Origin of the sequence: Pedobacter sp. ASV1-7 (genome assembly GCF_040203335.1) — a bacterium.
GTDB lineage: Bacteria > Bacteroidota > Bacteroidia > Sphingobacteriales > Sphingobacteriaceae > Pedobacter.
In genome coordinates this window covers 151,295-166,934 of record NZ_JBEHBV010000006.1, presented here as the reverse complement: position 1 = coordinate 166,934, position 15,640 = coordinate 151,295, and the positions used below count along the sequence as shown (strand labels likewise).

The 15,640-nt window shown below is 36.6% G+C and carries 12 protein-coding genes and 1 tRNA gene; 5 read left to right on the top strand and 8 right to left on the bottom strand.

The features are described from left to right. Nucleotides 1-98: 98 nt before the first annotated feature. From ABDJ41_RS15140 to purL, 6 genes are all read right to left on the bottom strand, one after another. Nucleotides 99-2,285 (bottom strand): glutamine synthetase III family protein, encoded by a 2,187-nt coding sequence (locus tag ABDJ41_RS15140; protein ID WP_349786908.1) that lies wholly within the window; start codon nucleotides 2,283-2,285, stop codon nucleotides 99-101. Between the two features lie 191 nt (nucleotides 2,286-2,476). After that, complete coding sequence (locus ABDJ41_RS15135) at nucleotides 2,477-3,391, bottom strand: hypothetical protein (RefSeq protein ID WP_349786907.1); 915 nt, start codon at nucleotides 3,389-3,391, stop codon at nucleotides 2,477-2,479. Then, nucleotides 3,381-5,873 (bottom strand): DUF2339 domain-containing protein, encoded by a 2,493-nt coding sequence (locus ABDJ41_RS15130; RefSeq protein ID WP_349786906.1) that lies wholly within the window; start codon nucleotides 5,871-5,873, stop codon nucleotides 3,381-3,383. Before ABDJ41_RS15130 ends, ABDJ41_RS15135 begins: the two co-directional genes overlap by 11 nt. A gap of 51 nt (nucleotides 5,874-5,924) precedes the next feature. Continuing rightward, nucleotides 5,925-6,656: a head GIN domain-containing protein gene (locus tag ABDJ41_RS15125; RefSeq protein ID WP_349786905.1), complete on the bottom strand. Its 732-nt coding sequence runs from the start codon at nucleotides 6,654-6,656 to the stop codon at nucleotides 5,925-5,927. 103 nt (nucleotides 6,657-6,759) lie between these two features. Further along, a complete protein-coding gene (locus ABDJ41_RS15120) occupies nucleotides 6,760-7,002 on the bottom strand; it encodes a hypothetical protein (protein ID WP_349786904.1) in 243 nt (80 codons plus the stop codon). 95 nt (nucleotides 7,003-7,097) lie between these two features. Continuing rightward, nucleotides 7,098-10,799: a phosphoribosylformylglycinamidine synthase gene (gene purL / locus ABDJ41_RS15115; protein WP_349787086.1), complete on the bottom strand. Its 3,702-nt coding sequence runs from the start codon at nucleotides 10,797-10,799 to the stop codon at nucleotides 7,098-7,100. 383 nt (nucleotides 10,800-11,182) lie between these two features. On the opposite strand from purL, the gene ABDJ41_RS15110 reads away from it, so the two are divergent. From ABDJ41_RS15110 to fbp, 3 genes are read left to right on the top strand one after another with little or no spacing between them, the layout of a single operon-like run. After that, complete coding sequence (locus ABDJ41_RS15110; RefSeq protein WP_349786903.1) at nucleotides 11,183-11,887, top strand: tRNA1(Val) (adenine(37)-N6)-methyltransferase; 705 nt, start codon at nucleotides 11,183-11,185, stop codon at nucleotides 11,885-11,887. Nucleotides 11,888-11,896: 9 nt separating this feature from the next. Then, on the top strand, nucleotides 11,897-12,388 hold the full coding sequence (locus tag ABDJ41_RS15105; protein WP_349786902.1) for a metallophosphoesterase family protein: 492 nt from the start codon (nucleotides 11,897-11,899) through the stop codon (nucleotides 12,386-12,388). 21 nt (nucleotides 12,389-12,409) lie between these two features. Beyond that, on the top strand, nucleotides 12,410-13,465 hold the full coding sequence (gene fbp / locus ABDJ41_RS15100; protein WP_349786901.1) for a class 1 fructose-bisphosphatase: 1,056 nt from the start codon (nucleotides 12,410-12,412) through the stop codon (nucleotides 13,463-13,465). A gap of 90 nt (nucleotides 13,466-13,555) precedes the next feature. Here the strand turns inward: fbp and rnhA are convergent, their stop codons facing one another. Further along, complete coding sequence (gene rnhA, locus ABDJ41_RS15095) at nucleotides 13,556-14,023, bottom strand: ribonuclease HI (RefSeq protein WP_349786900.1); 468 nt, start codon at nucleotides 14,021-14,023, stop codon at nucleotides 13,556-13,558. A gap of 178 nt (nucleotides 14,024-14,201) precedes the next feature. On the opposite strand from rnhA, the gene ABDJ41_RS15090 reads away from it, so the two are divergent. Both ABDJ41_RS15090 and ABDJ41_RS15085 read left to right on the top strand, forming a co-directional pair. Beyond that, nucleotides 14,202-14,277, top strand: a tRNA-His gene (locus ABDJ41_RS15090). A 241-nt stretch (nucleotides 14,278-14,518) separates the two neighbouring features. Further along, nucleotides 14,519-14,752, top strand: coding sequence for a DUF4143 domain-containing protein (locus ABDJ41_RS15085; RefSeq protein WP_349786899.1), 234 nt, complete (start codon nucleotides 14,519-14,521; stop codon nucleotides 14,750-14,752). 152 nt (nucleotides 14,753-14,904) lie between these two features. On the opposite strand, the gene ABDJ41_RS15080 is transcribed toward ABDJ41_RS15085, so the two are convergent. Beyond that, nucleotides 14,905-15,618: a hypothetical protein gene (locus ABDJ41_RS15080; RefSeq protein WP_349786898.1), complete on the bottom strand. Its 714-nt coding sequence runs from the start codon at nucleotides 15,616-15,618 to the stop codon at nucleotides 14,905-14,907. Nucleotides 15,619-15,640 lie beyond the last annotated feature (22 nt).

Here is a 15,640-nt window from a genome sequence, read left to right as displayed (position 1 = left end):
TATGGATAAAGGTGAGGTAGTAAAAAAAAAACGGCTGTAAAGTATTTATTTACAGCCGTTTTGCCTATTTATGATCTTTGATGTTTTTTGCTGAAAAATTATTTTAAAAACAATAACTCTCTGAATTTAGGCAATGGCCATACACTATCGTCAACAATCTGCTCTAACTTATCGCAGTGGTAACGGATAGTATCAAAGTATGATTTTACCTTCTCATCATAAGCGATTGCTTTTTCACGGCTATCCTCAATAGAGTTTACCTTTTTACGTTGCTCAAGCATTGCATCGATAGCAGTTTTTACAATAGTTAAGTGTTCAGATAACTTGTTGATGATTGCTAAAGGAGTAGCGATTGCTTCAGCTGATAAGCCTAGTTCTTTCAAGCCTTTGGCGTTTTCAATCAATGAATTTTGATAAGAAATAACTGCAGGAATAATCATGCTGTTTGCTACCTCACCAAAAACACGCGCTTCTATTTGGAGCTTTTTGAAATAGCTTTCTAATAAGATTTCATGACGGGCATGTAGTTCACGTTGGTTAAATATATTTAATTTGCCAAACAACTCTGTCGATTTTTCACTCACTAATGCATCTAAAGCTTTAGGAGTAGTTTTGATGTTAGACAAGCCGCGTTTTTCAGCTTCAGCAGCCCACTCATCGCTATAGCCATTACCTTCAAAACGGATATCTTTAGATTCCTTGATGTATTTCTTTAAGATAGTTAACAAGGCAACATCCTTTTTCTCACCTTTTTTAATCAGCTTGTCAACTTCAACTTTGAATTTATTCAATTGATCTGCAACGATAGCATTTAAAACTGTCATCGGTGCTGAAGAGTTTTCAGAAGAACCTACAGCTCTTAATTCAAATTTATTTCCAGTGAAGGCAAATGGAGAAGTACGGTTACGGTCGGTCGTATCAAAAGAAATCTGTGGGATTTTAGGGATACCTAACCATAATGAATCTTCATTTTTCACTTTCTTGATGATGCTTCTAGAAGTTTCGATTTCATCTAGAACATCAGAAAGCTGAGAACCCAGGAAGATAGAGATGATCGCTGGTGGCGCTTCGTTAGCTCCTAAACGGTGATCATTACTTACTGAAGCAATACTTGATCTTAATAAATCTGCATGCTCATGAACCGCCTTAATCGTGTTGATAAAGAAGGTTAAGAACATCAGGTTATTTTTAGGTGTTTTACCTGGTGATAATAAATTTTTACCAGTATCAGTAATCAGTGACCAGTTGTTATGTTTACCAGAACCATTGATACCTGCATATGGTTTTTCATGTAAAAGCACTTTGAAATCATGTCTGATTGCAACTTTTTCCATCAAATCCATTAACAATTGGTTGTGGTCAATAGCAAGGTTGATTTCTTCGTAAAGAGGAGCACACTCAAACTGAGAAGGTGCAACTTCATTGTGACGGGTTTTCAAAGGAATACCCAATTTTAAAGCCTCATTCTCGAAATCTACCATATAAGTGAATACACGCTCTGGAATAGAACCGAAATAATGATCTTCTAATTGTTGTCCTTTTGCAGACATATGACCAAACAAAGCACGACCTGTAAGTGCTAAATCAGGACGGGCATTAAATAATGCACGGTCTACCAGGAAATATTCTTGTTCGATACCTAATGATACCGATACTTTAGTGATGCTTTTATCAAAATACTGACAAACATCAACAGCAGCTTTATCAATTGCAGAAAGAGCTTTTAATAAAGGCGCTTTATAATCCAGAGCTTCACCAGTGTAAGCAACAAATACAGTAGGGATACAAAGCGTTTTACCTGCTTTGCTTTCCATGATGAAAGCTGGAGAAGAAGGATCCCATGCAGTATAACCACGAGCTTCGAAAGTGTTGCGGATACCACCATTAGGGAAGCTTGAAGCATCAGGCTCTTGTTGAACCAATGCACTACCTGCGAATACCTCAATAGCACCTTCGCTGCTAGGTTCGAAGAATGAATCATGTTTCTCTGCTGTAGTACCAGTTAATGGCTGGAACCAGTGCGTATAGTGAGTAGCACCTTTGCTCATTGCCCAGCTTTTCATAGCTGTCGCAATGTGATTGGCATCTTCATGATCAATTAATTCACCCTGGTCAATTGAAGAAATAAGTTTTTGAAACACTTCTTTTGATAAGTAGTCTTTCATCTTTTTCTTATCAAAAACATTTACGCCGAAAAAATCAGAGATTTTAGTTGATGGCGACTTTACTTCTGGAGAAACTCTTGTTTGTGACTCTTTTAATGCAATTGTTCTTAAGCTTTTCATCTATTTGTTTAAAGTATGGTCAAAAATAAGTTTTTTGTTGGTTGTTTTTATTAAATTGTTTGTAAAAATACAAATGTTGACAAATATTTTAATAAAAAAATGATTAATTATGTGTTTTGTGGGTTTTTGAGTTGTGTTGAGGGTGTTTTTTGCAAAAATGGTAAAATAGTAGGCTGGTTTTGTTGGTTTTGTTAATGGTTCTGCTTTTTGCGCTGCATATCTTTAATCATATAATAAGATAAATAGCCTAAAAAAATGATCAAAACAGCAATTGTAAGCCACATCCAGGTTTTTGTTATCAGGATAGAACCCTTTTTCGGGGATTCTTCGATGTTGTTTTTGAAATTCAGAACATTAATAAAAGGTATAGAGTTACTAATGCTGTCATTAAAGTAACTAAGGTCGTACCTTGGGAAAGATATATTTACTTGTCCTGTTTTAATGATATAATGTTTATTATTCTCAAGATAAGTAATCAGTTCAATGCTTTTCTGGTATGCTTTTATATTTTTTACAGATAGAGGTTGGCTATCTTCATTATCTATGATTATAAATAATTGCTTATATCTGTTTTCTCCATAAAGTTCGATAATTGGTTGTTTTTCTGAAGAAATAATGAAGTTTTCTAATCTGTTTTCGGAATAGCGGCTTTTTTTATCACGTTTAAGTGGATTTATCCCGGTTATCCAGGCTGTTCTTCTATAATATTTAAAGCCATGGAGAGTTAAAACTAATTTATCTATCTGATAGTTTTCTTTAAAATTGATTTGGATAATAGTTCTTTTATTTGCTTTGTCTTCTTTTACTATAATATAAGGAGCTGGAACTAATGTGTAATTTTGTAGTTTTAATGCAGTCGAATCTTTTATATATATACTGTCCGGTGTTTTACGGATTAGGTAAGCAATCTCCTTATCTTTTTCAAAAATTCTAATGTCCGACAAGTTAGTGTTTTCGGTTTTAGAAGTTATCTGCGGTGTTACCACTATTTTGTAAAAGCCATTGGTTTTAACTTTCTCCAGATCTGCCTGCCATCTGAAATCTTGTGCACCAGCATTAAAAAAGTTAATAAAGAATAAAAGAAAGGAGAAGAACTTAAATTTCATTTTCAGAAGATTCTTTTTTGTCGCTTGTAAGCAAAAGATTTTTCAAACGCTGATACATGAATGAAATAACCAATAACAATACACCAAGAGAAATGAAAGCTGCTATTTTCCCACCTTCGGATAAACCCCTTAAATCGAAAAGGAATAATTTTAGTAAGGTAATAGCCAATATACTTATTGAGATTATCCGGATGTTTTTAGATTTCCATCGCATACCTATATATATACATAGAAAAGCAAAGCATCCCCACAAAATCGCGAAGCCAGTTTTGTGGTTGCTGTTTAGAATTGCAATGATATTCTTTTCTTTTGAGTATTGTGAGATTACCATTAAATGGTCCAGCTCTGCACTAGCTACATAAAGAACAATAAAAGCGATGAACCATTGTAAGGCAGTTAAGCCAGTAGTAGATTTAATGCTTTTCTCGTTTCTGTAAAGAGTGTAAAGCATGGTGGCTATCAATGCAACCAAGATATAATGGAAGAGGTAATTGCCGAAACTGCTATTGTGTAATTCAAGATAATTATTCCTCAATAAAATAGTTTCCTGATTAAAAATCAACGGATAGCATAACAGGCATACAGCTGCGATACTCCCAACAACATATTTAAACTCTTCAATTTCCACATTTTGTAAAGCAATCAGCAAAATGGTAACATACAGGTATGTAAAGCAGCCCAGTGCAAGAATTCTTAACATTGGGAAATAATGCCAGGCTTGGTAATTTAGTTCAAAAACAACTACGAGATAACCAATAATTACAGCAGCTGTAGCCAGAATAGTCCTGGCAGTTTTTACTTCTCTAAAAAGAATCGATCTGATTTCAGATTTCAGCAGTTTCGAATATAAGATCAATGCCACTACGACCACTAATCCTGTAATAAATCCCTTGTTTGCTAAAGGGGTTAGGCGATTCTTAGTGTCATATAATCCACTTGCATAAACCTGTTGCCAATCCATGGCGAGGCTAATACCTAGCAGAACCAGGACGACGATAGAAGATTGTCTGATTAGAGTGATGCCCGATTTTTGTGATAACCAGAGTAATAATATGCATTCAGCCGCCCAGAATAAAGTGATATGATTACCTTTTAATTGTACTGGAGCCGCAAGACTGATAAAGGTCAGTACAAGTCCGATCAGCAGGTAAATAAGATTCCTGTCTATTTTGTCGTTTTTATAAAGTGTATAAGCAAAAACCAGATTTACCAAACCTAACAATGCTGTAAATAAACCCTGGTAATTTCCATCACCTAGATGATTTAATATCAACATTCCAGCAGCATAAAATAAGAATGTATTGCTTAACAAAATTCCAATTTCAAGCGCATTGAAATCAGTTTTTTCTTTAATGTTGTTGATGATATTCATCAACAGGAATACAAGGTAAAACAATGAAGCGAATACAAGTGCACCAAGATAAGGAACTGGTTTACCATCATCATCCAGTATTTTAGTAGTTAGCCATCCGCCAAATAAGATAATGGTGAATACATAGCAAATGATATTAATGATTGGCCATTTTTTGTAATAAGCCAGTATCAGCATACCGATATTTAAGGTGAGAATATAAGTAAAGAGAACTATGTAGTTACCCTCGCCAGTGCTCACCATGAAAGGGGCGCCAAAACCACCGAGTATAGCAAATATAGCCAGTTCCATACGATTATAGCTAAGAGATAGCAGTACAGTAAAACCTGTAATGAGGATAGTTAATATAAAGGCTAGTGTTTGACTGAACAACTGGTATTCGTGGAAACCAATGGTGACTGTAAAATAGAGAATGGCTACACCACCACCTACGAGTACAGAACTAAAAGTCGAAAATGATTTACGAAGCCGGTGGGCAAGTCCAATTAACAATCCACCACACAGGAATCCTATACTTACACGTCCGATTTCATTAATCCAATCTTTATCAATCGCATATTTAAGGAAGAAGCCCATTCCTAATACCAGGATAACAATACCTATTTTGTTAAATAGGTTTTCGCCAATGAATTTTTCAAGATCAGGATTTCGTTCACTAAAAGAAGCTTTTTTAACAACAGGAGGGGGAAGAAACTCGTGTTTTGATCGAGGAGGTTCAATTGGAGAGATTGTTGCATGTTCTTCAATAGGAGTGTCTTTTTGCTCAATTGAAACTTCTGGCTCGGGTTGGGGCGTAATTATAGGTTGCGGGACAACTATCGGTTCAGGGATAGGTGTCGATTCCGGTACACTTACAGGTTCCGGAATAACTGGGTTTTGCGATTGATATGGTGTATAAGGTTTGAAGCTTTCTTTCTGTATAACTTGTTCGGCAGGTAGCTCAGTTTCAACTTTTGATATAGTTGAGCTGTCTTTGCTGGCCAACAAATTAGACAGCTGTTCAATTCTCAGGTATAAAAAATCGAGTTTCTCAGTGAGGTTCTTTTTTAATTGTATGAGAACTATCAGAACAACAACAACGAGAATGAATATAACCGATTCAAAAAACATATAGGTAGATTTGGTTTGGCTTTAAAGTTAATAAAAACCTAAACATTTACACTACCTTTCAATTACACCACCAGAGCCTATAACGGTTTTTTCTATTTCTGGATTGCCAGTATAATATACATGCCCTGAACCACTGATTACTGCCTTTATTTTACCATCAGTTTTAACACTGATGCTTCCTTTTCCACTTATTCTTGCAGATAGCTGATCAACTGTAAGAGTTTTACTGCCGAAGCTGCCAGGACCACTAAGTGTCACACTAGCGACATCTGCTTTTCCAGTAATGTTTGCAGTACCTGAGCCACTAACTACAGCCGTAATTTTGTCTGCTTCTACATTAGCTTTAATCGTTCCTGATCCACTTAGGGTAGTGGCAAATTCTGCGGCGGTAATTGTGCCAGATACAGTAATGCTACCATCACCACTCATGGTTAAGCTACTTAATTGCTTAGCTGTAACATAAGCTACAATTTTTTTATTCTCATATTTTCTGGCCCAGCTAACCCAACTTGTTTTCGGACGGATAACGAGCTTATCGCCTTTTACTTCAGTAACAAGAGTAGAGATGGCCTCTTTGTCACCCTCAAACCTTAAACTTTCTTTCGTGCCGAACTTAACAATAACCTGGATAGGGCCACCGGCGATTATTCCATTAAAGTCTTTTACCTCACGCTCATCGAAATTTGATTTAATGACATTGATACTTATCGGAGAAATAGCATTGGCGCTATTGATTTGTGTAAATGTAGAGGCAACTAATAATAAGCTGAATAATGATTTCATTTTTTTGATGTATGTGTTTAAACTAGTTGAATTATCTGATGATATTATTAAGACGTTTCAAATAGCAGATTGTTGTATGTGAAAGAAGAAAAACTGTGCCAGGTTATTTTACGAAACTATGAATGCGGTAAAGGATACGTTCTCTGATAGCATTGAGTAAAGGGAGGTCAATTCTGCAATCCAGACTTTGTCTGCAATGCTCCGGATCCTGGTCATCTAATTCAATTGTAGCCAGGCGTTGTTTTTGATCATTAAATATCTGGTACTGTAATTTGCTAAGAGGGTTAATGATAAAAGAGTGACCGATTCCATCAGTTCCAGCCGCTTCAATACTGAATTTTTTCATTGTTTTAGCTATTAATGCTCGAAGTTAACAAATTGAATTACAGATTGTTCATCTGTAATTCAATTATTTTTATCAATAGCTGAAAAATGTTCAGTTTACTTTACTTGTTGTTCAATCCATTCACGGGCGTTTACAAAAGCTTCCATCCACGGAGATACTTCGTCTTTACGCCCCTGAGGATAATTTGCCCAATGCCATTGGAATAATGAACGCTCAATATGTGGCATCATTACCAGGTGACGACCAGACTCATCACACATCATGGCAGTGTTGTAATCAGATCCGTTAGGACTAGCAGGGTAGCTTTCGTAAGCATATTTTGCAACAATACGGTATTTATCTTCTGAGTAAGGCAATTGGAAACGACCTTCACCGTGTGAAACCCAAACACCTAATGTGCTACCAGCTAAAGTAGAAAGCATTACAGAGTTGTTCTCTGCAAGTGTTAACGAAGTAAATATGCTTTCGTGTTTATGACTTTCATTGTGTAGCATTTTTGGTTTTTCGGTATGATCTTTATTGATCAGACCAAGCTCAACGAAAAGCTGGCAGCCATTACATATACCAACAGAAAGTGTATCAGGGCGACTAAAGAAATTCTCTAACGCGATTCTGGCTTTTTCATTGTACATAAATGCACCAGCCCAGCCTTTTGCTGAACCTAAAACATCTGAGTTTGAGAAACCACCAACGGCACCAATAAACTGAATATCTTCTAAGGTTTCCCTTCCAGAAATCAAGTCGGTCATGTGCACATCTTTTACATCAAAACCTGCAAGGTACATCGCGTTAGCTAGTTCGCGTTCAGAGTTACTTCCTTTTTCGCGGATGATGGCTGCTTTAGGACGGGGTTTAGTTTCGTCGATAACAGGTTTTTTGCCATCAAACTGAGTAGGGAATGTATATTTTAGTACTTGATTTTTATAGTTGTCATAACGTTCTTTCGCTTTAACAGCTCCACTTTGCTTTTTATCAAGCAGATAAGAAGTCTTAAACCAAACATCACGTAAATGATCGATATCAAAATTTAATGCAGTGTCACCATTTTTTATGGTTAAGGTTGCAGTATTGCTTACTTCACCAATTTTGTGGAAAGTAATGTCATTTGCTGAAAGTGTATTTTCAACTGATGCGTCAGCCTGGAATACAATACCGATATTCTCTGCAAAAAGAAGTTTGATGTTGTCTTGTTCAGCAAGTGCCGATAAGTCAAGGTTTGCACCCAGATCACGATCTGCAAAGCAAAGTTCTAACAATGTAGTGATTAAACCACCACTACCTATATCGTGACCTGCTTGTATTTTATCTTCTTTAATTAATTGCTGAATAGTGTTGAATGCATTTTTAAACTGTGATGCATCCTTAACATCAGGAGTGTCATTGCCAACTTTGTTTAAGATCTGTGCAAATGATGAACCCCCTAATTTATAAGAATCATTTGATAGGTTAATATAATAGATAGAACCACCATTTTTTTGCAATACAGGTTCTACAACCTGAGTAACATTGTCGCAGTTACCACCTGCAGAAATGATTACAGTTCCAGGTGCAATTACATCACCATCTTTATATTTCTGCTTCATTGAAAGTGAATCTTTACCAGTAGGGATATTGATTCCTAATTCAATAGCAAAATCAGAACAAGCTTTTACAGCCTCATATAACCTTGCATCTTCACCTTCATTTTTACAAGCCCACATCCAGTTTGCAGAAAGCGATACGCTTTTCAATCCATCTTTAAGCGGAGCCCATACTAAGTTGGAAAGTGATTCTCCAATTGCAATACGACTACCTGCAGCAGCATCAATCAGTGCAGAAACAGGAGCGTGGCCGATAGAAGTTGCGATACCCTCTTTACCCTGAAAGTCTAATGCCATAACACCACAGTTGTTTAATGGCAACTGTAATGGGCCAGCACATTGTTGTTTAGCAACACGACCACCTACACAACGGTCAACTTTATTAGTTAACCAATCTTTCGAGGCAACGGCTTCTAACTGTAATACCTGTTCCAGGTATTCATTTAATAAAGCAGTATTATAAGTTACAGGCTCGTATTTTCTGTCAAGTGTTTTATCTTCCATTACAACCTTTGGAGAGCTGCCGAACATATCACTCAATTCCAGATCCATAGGTTTTTTGCCTGTAGTCGCCGATTCAAAAGTGAAACGGTGATCACCAGTTACAGTACCTACAGTATACATTGGAGAGCGCTCACGATCTGCAATCTTTTGTAATGTATCAATGTTTTCCTGGCTAATCACCAATCCCAGACGTTCCTGAGATTCATTGCCAATAATTTCTTTAGCTGATAAGGTAGGATCACCAACTGGTAATTTATCAAGATCAATTTTACCCCCAGTCTCTTCAACTAGTTCTGATAAACAGTTTAGGTGACCGCCAGCTCCATGATCATGGATAGATATAATGGTGTTGTTGTCACTTTCTACCATTCCACGAACTGCATTGGCAGCTCTTTTTTGCATTTCAGGGTTAGAACGTTGAATAGCATTCAACTCAATTCCAGAACCCAAGGCACCAGTGTCAGCTGAAGAAACAGCTGCACCCCCCATACCAATTCTGTAGTTTTCTCCACCCAGGACAACAATTTTGTCTCCCTTAGCAGGTTTATGCTTTTTAGCTTGTGTAGCTTTTCCGTATCCGATACCACCGGCAAGCATGATAACTTTATCAAAACCTAATTTGCGTGAATCTTCTTCATGTTCAAAAGTAAGAACCGATCCAGTGATTAAAGGTTGTCCGAATTTATTTCCAAAATCAGTAGCTCCGTTTGAAGCTTTGATCAGAATATCCATTGGTGTTTGATACAACCAAGCTCTTTCTTCTACACCTTTTTCCCAGGGACGGTTTTCTTCCAGTCGAGAAAGGGCAGTCATATATACAGCAGTACCAGCAAGAGGTAATGAACCCTGACCTCCAGCCAGCCTATCTCTGATTTCGCCACCAGAACCCGTTGCTGCACCATTAAATGGTTCAACAGTAGTAGGGAAGTTGTGTGTTTCAGCTTTTAAAGAGATCACTGAATCAAAATCGCTCAATGTATAGTAATCAGGAATATCTGCACGTTTAGGTGCAAATTGCTGAACTTTAGGCCCTTTAACAAAAGCTACGTTGTCTTTATATGCAGAAACGATATCGTTAGGGTTTTCTTCAGAAGTTTTGCGGATAAGCTTAAACAATGAAGTAGGTTGTTCAATACCATCGATTACAAATTTTCCGTTGAAGATTTTATGACGGCAATGCTCAGAGTTTACTTGAGAAAAACCAAATACTTCAGAATCAGTAAGTGGTCTGCCTAATCTTTTTGCCAGATTGTTTAAGTATTCTACCTCTTCATCGCTTAATGAAAGACCTTCTTGTGTGTTGAAGGCAGCAATATCATTGATCTCAAGAATTGGCTCTGGTTTAATATTTATGGTATAGATATCTTGATCAAGCAGATTGTATTTTTGAGAAAGCATAGGATCAAAGTCTGTGTAGCTTTCTTCTACCTTTTGGAATTCCTCAATCCGGATAATATCCTGAATATCCATGTTTTGGGTAATTTCTACCGCATTTGTACTCCATGGTGTAACCATCGCTGCGCGAGGGCCTACAAAAAAATCAGTTAAAGTAGTTTCTTGTTTGAGTTTTGCACCGCCAAACAACCATTCTAGTTTATTAATATCTGTCTGAGTCAGCTCACGTTTAATTTGTAAAGCGAAAACTGTATCGGATGGGCTTGAGAAGAAATAAATCATGCTTTTTTTTTGAAGATGCAAATTTAGCGTTAAAATTTCAAAAGCGCTATTATAGTATGTAATAAAATCGTCCGGAAATTGAATGTGTCTGGAATATGCTTTATATAGGCATAATAAACAGAAAAGACAGCGGTTACACTTTTCTTAGAAATAAAATAGATATCACTAGGGTATAACAGGAAGTTTACAGGCATTTGTCCCTGTTAAGTCCCTGTTGAACCCCTGTTATATCCCTGTTATTTCCCCGTAGATATTAGACTGTGATAGAGGTGTTGTTAGATTTGAGTTAACTTATGGTTAATTGTTTAATTGATGTGGCAGGCTTTGTTTTTACCCTGAAAAACAATAAGAATTTATCCAAATATAAACTTTTACATTTGTCTTAACATATGAATGATTAAAAATATGGTTGATTTGCCATGAAGAACGCTTTTAAGTTTAAAGAATTTGAGGTTGACCAGACTGGTTGTGCAATGCGTATCAATACAGATGGTGTATTGCTTGGCGCAATTGCCACAAAAAACAATGCATTAAATATATTGGATATTGGTACTGGTACAGGAGTGATTGCATTGATGATGGCACAGCGTTTTCCTGAAGCGATGGTAGATGCTGTAGAAATAGATGAATCTGCTGCGCTAGCTGCTGGAAAGAATGCTGGATATTCCAGCTTTTCAGAACGTGTAAAAGTGATGCATACTGCGATTGAAGATTACACTTCAGATAAAAGTTATGATCTTGTCGTTTCTAATCCACCATATTTTGTGAATGACCTTAAAAATCCTGAGTATAGAAAGGGGGTTGCGCGCCATGCTGAAGCTGTTTTTTTTGAAGATATGTTACGAAGTGTAAATCAGTTGCTGAGTAAAGATGGCCGCTTTTGGTTTATATTACCAGTGAAGCAGGCTGATGTTACGATCAGCATTGCGGCTGAACATGATTTATTTCCTGCAGAAATTATTCATTTACATTCAGATGAAAGCAAGCCGGAGTTCCGGCAGATCGTTTGTTTGGAGTACTCAACTTCAGTTATCAAACATCAGAATTTAAACATTTACGCTGCAAGAGGGGTTTATACTGATGCTTATAAATTACTATTAAAGGATTTTTTTTTAGCTTTTTAATATATACGAATGAAGACGATAGGATTAATGTCGGATACGCATGGTTTTTTAGATGATGCTGTTTTTAAACATTTTGATAAATGTGATGAAATATGGCATGCGGGAGATTTTGGTCCGGATGTGGCCGAGCGACTTGAGGCTTTTAAACCTTTAAAAGGAGTATACGGAAATATTGATGATAAAGAGATTAGATTGAAGTATCCTGAGCACCTGCGTTTCAATTGTGAAGATGTTGATGTCTGGATGACTCATATCGGTGGTTATCCTGGTAAGTACGCTCCACAGGTGAAGCCGGAGATTTACACTAAGCCACCCATGTTGTTTGTTTGTGGTCATTCACATATTTTAAAAGTAATGCATGATAAAAAAACGGGTTGTTTGCATATAAATCCCGGTGCATGTGGTAATTCCGGCTGGCATCGCATAAAAACTTTAATCAGATTTTGTATTTCAGATGAAAAAATACATACCTTAGCGGCCATAGAAATAGGGAATAGATAATGTATAAAATACACTAAGTATATGTCCGGAATAAAAACACTAGGTCAATTCATAATTGAGAAACAGGCAGATTTCTCTTATGCAAAAGGAGAACTTTCAAGACTGCTCAGAGATATTGGAATAGCAGCAAAAATAGTGAATCGGGAGGTCAATAAGGCTGGTCTGGTTGATATTTTAGGTTCGGCAGGAACGGTGAATATACAAGGTGAGGGGCAGCAGAAGCTGGATGTATTTGCCAATACACAATTTATCAGTGCATTAACCAGTGGTGGTGAATGTTGTATTGTGGCTACGGAGGAAGAGGATGACTTTGTTCCTATAGATTCACCTGTGTCAAAAAATGCGAAATATATCGTTTGTATTGATCCATTAGATGGATCTTCAAATATTGATGTAAACGTAGCTGTGGGTACGATCTTTTCTATTTTCAGAAGAAAATCTACTGAGGGTATGGCAACCATTGCTGATGTATTACAAAAGGGTACTGAACAAGTTGCAGCGGGGTATGTAATTTATGGTTCATCAACTATGATAGTTTATACTACTGGTAAAGGTGTGAATGGTTTTACCTTAGATCCTTCTATTGGTGAGTTTTGTTTGTCGCACCCAAATATGAAAGTACCAGAGGATGGTAATATCTATTCTATTAACGAGGGTAACTATGTTCATTTTCCGGAAGGAGTGAAGAAATATATTAAATATGCGCAGGTTGAGGATGCAGCTACCAACAGGCCTTATACTTCAAGGTATATTGGATCGATGGTAGGTGATATACATCGTAACCTGATTAAAGGTGGGATTTATATTTATCCTACAACTTCAAGCTCTCCGAATGGAAAATTAAGGTTGTTGTATGAATGTAATCCTATGGCTTTTATTATTGAGCAGGCTGGGGGAGTTGCTTCTGATGGTTTTAACCGTATAATGGATATTGAACCTACAGAGTTACATCAACGTACTTCTATTTTTATTGGTTCACCTAAAATGGTTAAAGTTGCTGAAGAGCTGATGGCAGAGTTTTCTGCGGAGAAAAACAATTCGCCTCTTAAAGTGAAATCTTTAAATGGGGTAGCGTAGTTATAAGAGCTAATGAATCGATTAAAATATTACGGTTTTATATAATTCACATGAAAGGCAGCCCAGGCTGCCTTTCATGTGAATTATATTTTAATTATTGAGTGCTTTTTCCATCTCGAATTCTTTATCGATACCTAATGCGGCTTTGTTTTTTGAAGCGGCTACTGCGAGTACATCACAGCGCTCGTTTTCGGGATGATTGTTATGGCCTTTAATCCATACAAACTTTACATTATGGATTTTATATATATTTAGGAATTGCATCCAGAGGTCTTTATTCTTTTTTCCCTTAAAGCCTGTTTTTACCCATCCGAATACCCACTTTTTTTCTACAGAATCAATTACATATTTAGAATCGGAGAACACGGTTACATCTTGTCCGGGTGTTTTTAAAGCATTTAAGCCTACAATAACAGCAAGAAGTTCCATTCTGTTATTTGTTGTCAAACGGAAACCTGCACTTAGCTCTTTATAATGCGCGCCTGATCTTAAAATTACTCCATATCCCCCTGGACCTGGGTTACCGCTAGCTGCTCCGTCTGTATAAATTTCTATCATAATGTTAAGCAAATCTAGGTTTTTAAGCTTTAATATCAATTTGTAGGTAGTGATTATTATTTTTTTGAAAAAACAAATAGCTGAAATATAATTGGTTAAAAAAAATGTGTGCAATAATGAATTAAAATATTTGATTAAGATATTTTTAATCGTACTTTTGTGACATTGAAAAACACATGGTGGTTTTAGCTCAGTTGGTTAGAGCATCGGTTTGTGGTACCGAGGGTCGTGGGTTCGAGCCCCATATTCCACCCCTGAAACAAAAAAAGCAGTCTGAAAAGACTGCTTTTTTTGTTTCAGGGGTAATTTTCTTACAATTATGGAATTTGATTCCTGTTATTCCGGAATTGGATTCCGGATTTGTAAGAAAATTAATTAATGTTGTTTATATTTATGTATGATTACTCGTATTGCAGCAGAAGAAGTTAAACTCCTGGCAAGCTAATTTAAAGCTATAGCCATTGTAGGACCCAGGCAGTCCATGTAATTACTGATATGATTAAAACCCGATATAATAGTAATGAACCAATGAACCTATATTTTTGGCGAGGCAATGCTGGTAATGAAATGGATGTAGTAATCGATACTGCAGGGACATTATATCCGGTCGAAATTAAATCAGGTAAAACTATTATTCCCGAATTCTTTAAGAATTTTAAGTTCTGGCAAAAGATATCTGGTAATGAAGGAGGTGCTGTCATTTATGGTGGTGAGCAAATTCAAAAATAGAAGTAATGGGCTGAAAATTGTACCTTGGAATAGTTTGGAAGCTAGAATTTAATGTACCATAATTTTTTTGTTTCTGTAGGGTTCATTTCTGATGCTGAAAATTGATTTAATTGGATCAAGCGGAAAGTTGAATGGTAACAATGAATTACTGATCAAATTGCTTTAATCAGTTTAATGATTCGCTCAACATCACTGTAAAATGCGGTCTCATTTCTATAATAGCTTACAATAAGTCTGCCTCCATTTTCTATAAAATGATAGCCATTGTCTAGGTACCACCGTATCTTCTTTTCTGCATAAAATTCATAATCTGAATTATCCATCATGCCGAAATGTTCCCAATGATAAACAACTTTATTTTGAGGTGACACTATGGTGAAGTCGGGAATTTTGTTATAGCCTTTTATTCCAAACGACCTCTCATAATAAAATTTTAGGCCGACCTCTTCCAGTAAACGGTTATATATATATTGCTCCTGATGTGATCTTACTGCGCCTCCATCGTTTGTGGCTATATTACGGTCAGACTTATAGTATTTGGGTACAGTTATTACTGATTCTGAATTCACTTCCGTTGGGGCTTTCAGCTCCTTTCGATAAAACCACCATTGGTAGTAAGCGTGATTAGAAATATCCACATTATGATTCTGGATAACTTGACGAAGGACGCCTTCCTGATGCATCTTTCTAAGGAAACGGCTGAAATGTGTTCCGGTAGGAAACTCTTTCCGAAACGGTTCTTTGCGACGGGCAAAATCATAGATGTCTGTTGAACGGGCGTTGCCAATAGAATTGGTTATCCTGAAGAACTCGTCTATTTCACCTGATATCATTTTCAACAAAACTATTGCTTTGGAAAGTTCCATAAATTAATTTACGAATTTTACG

Bases quoted from the DNA above. Each gene is read 5' to 3' on its own strand.
- ABDJ41_RS15105 (WP_349786902.1), top strand. From the start codon at position 11,897: ATGAAGACGATAGGATTAATGTCGGATACGCATGGTTTTTTAGATGAT.
- rnhA (WP_349786900.1), bottom strand. From the start codon at position 14,023: ATGATAGAAATTTATACAGACGGAGCAGCTAGCGGTAACCCAGGTCCA.
- ABDJ41_RS15140 (WP_349786908.1), bottom strand. From the start codon at position 2,285: ATGAAAAGCTTAAGAACAATTGCATTAAAAGAGTCACAAACAAGAGTT.
- ABDJ41_RS15135 (WP_349786907.1), bottom strand. From the start codon at position 3,391: ATGAAATTTAAGTTCTTCTCCTTTCTTTTATTCTTTATTAACTTTTTT.
- ABDJ41_RS15080 (WP_349786898.1), bottom strand. From the start codon at position 15,618: ATGGAACTTTCCAAAGCAATAGTTTTGTTGAAAATGATATCAGGTGAA.
- ABDJ41_RS15120 (WP_349786904.1), bottom strand. From the start codon at position 7,002: ATGAAAAAATTCAGTATTGAAGCGGCTGGAACTGATGGAATCGGTCAC.
- ABDJ41_RS15110 (WP_349786903.1), top strand. From the start codon at position 11,183: ATGAAGAACGCTTTTAAGTTTAAAGAATTTGAGGTTGACCAGACTGGT.
- ABDJ41_RS15125 (WP_349786905.1), bottom strand. From the start codon at position 6,656: ATGAAATCATTATTCAGCTTATTATTAGTTGCCTCTACATTTACACAA.
- ABDJ41_RS15085 (WP_349786899.1), top strand. From the start codon at position 14,519: ATGATTAAAACCCGATATAATAGTAATGAACCAATGAACCTATATTTT.
- fbp (WP_349786901.1), top strand. From the start codon at position 12,410: ATGTCCGGAATAAAAACACTAGGTCAATTCATAATTGAGAAACAGGCA.
- ABDJ41_RS15130 (WP_349786906.1), bottom strand. From the start codon at position 5,873: ATGTTTTTTGAATCGGTTATATTCATTCTCGTTGTTGTTGTTCTGATA.